Genomic DNA, 1,848 nt, shown 5'->3' with positions numbered 1-1,848 from the left:
TCACCCGGCCCGCGAACTCCCCGTAGGTGAGATCGGTGCCCTCGAACGACACCGCCACCCGATCCGGATAAGCGGCCGCCGCACGCTCGAACCCGTCCAGCAGCAGACTTTCCGGCAACGCGTGTTCCGTGGCGTTCCACTGCCCGAGCACCCGGGTCCGCTCGGTGTCGGTGAGCACCTCGAGATCGCCCACCGCCGTGGCCGGCGCGGCGACGATCTCGGTCAGCAACCGCACGAACCGGTCGGCGAAGCCCTGAACAGTCGCCCGGTCGAACAGATCGGTCGCGTAGATGAACTTGGCGCTCACCCCGTGCGCGGTGGCCGCCCCGGCACCGGATTCGGCGATACGCTCGGCGAGTTCCAGCTGCAGATCGAATTTCGCTGTCTCGATGGGTGATTCGATGCCGCTGATGGTCAGGCCGGGCAGTTCCCCGCGGACCTGCGGGTTGTTGTTCTGCAGCGACAGCATCACCTGGAACAGCGGATGCCGGCCCTGCGACCGCACCGGGTTCAGTACCTCGACCAGGCGCTCGAACGGCAGATCCGCGTGGCCGAACGCCGCCACATCGCTGCCCCGCACCGTATCCAGCAGTTCGGCGAAACCGGCGCCGGGATCGATCGGGGTCCGCAACGCGAGGGTGTTGACGAACATACCGATCACATCGTCGAGCGCGCGTTCACCGCGGCCGGCCACCGGAGTGCCGACGACGATGTCCTGTTCGCCCGAGAGCCGCGACAGCAGTACCGCGAACGCGGCGTGCACGACCATGAAGAAGGTCACGCCGTGGGTGCGGGCCAGTTCGGCCAGTGCGGCGTGCACCGCCTCGTCGATCTCGAAGCTGTAGGTGGCGCCCTGTCCGGAGGCCACGGCGGGCCGCGGCCGGTCCGCCGGCAGGTCCAGCTGATCCGGGATACCGGCCAGCTGCCGGGACCAGTAACCGATCTGGGCGGAGATCACCGAATCCGGATCGTCCTCCGAACCCAGCACCTGCCGCTGCCACAGGGCGTAGTCGGCGTACTGCACCTCGAGCGGCCGCCAGCCCGGCTCGCCGCCTTCGATCCGGGCGCTGTAGGCCGTGATCACATCGCGGGCCAGCGGTCCCATGGAGAAACCGTCGGACGAGATGTGATGCGCGACCAGCACCAGGACGTGCTCGGTGGGATCCACCTCGAACAACCGGACCCGGAACGGCACCTCGGTGGTGACATCGAAACCGGCCGAAGCGAATTCGGCGACGCGCAGCAGCACCTCGGCCTCGGACACCTCCACCGGGGTGAGGTCGGGGATCACCGCCGCGGTCGGTACCACCTGCTGGTACGGCGTGCCGTCCACCTCGGGGTAGTAGGTGCGCAGCGATTCGTGCCGGGCCAGCAGATCGGCGATGGCGATCTGCATGGCCTGCCGGTCGAGCAGACCCGACAGCCGCACCGCGATCGGCATATTGTCCGCGGCCGAACCCGGATCGAACCGGTTCAGGAACCACATCCGCTGCTGTGCCAGCGACAGCGGTACCCGTTCCACGACCTCGCCGGAGGGCAGGGTCTGGGTGGGCCGCGGTTGCGGGACCAGCGGTACCCGGCCGCCCGTACCCGAATGGGTTTCGGCGCGGGCCGCCAGCGCGGCCACGGTCGAGGCCTCGAACAGTTCCCGGACGGCGAGTTCGGTGTCCAGCGCCGCCGACAGCCGGGCCGCGACCCGGGTCGCGCTCAGCGAGTTACCACCCAGGGCGAAGAAATCGTCATCCGCACCGACCCGCTCCACACCGAGCACCTCGGCGAACACCGCCGCCACGATCTCCTCGATCGGAGTCGACGGCGCCCGGAACACCTGCGCCTCGAACACCGGCG

The 1,848-nt window shown here is 69.2% G+C and carries 1 protein-coding gene; it reads right to left on the bottom strand.

What is annotated here, in order from left to right; translation table 11 throughout:
- Nucleotides 1–1,848 (bottom strand): condensation domain-containing protein (locus tag QH276_RS10090; protein WP_280399412.1); only part of this gene is annotated, 1,848 nt, incomplete at both ends.

The organism is Nocardia carnea (genome assembly GCF_029869215.1).
In the GTDB taxonomy this organism is placed as follows: domain Bacteria; phylum Actinomycetota; class Actinomycetes; order Mycobacteriales; family Mycobacteriaceae; genus Nocardia; species Nocardia carnea_B.
The sequence above is the reverse complement of the archived record's forward strand: the minus strand, read 5'-3'. Positions and strand labels throughout refer to the sequence as shown.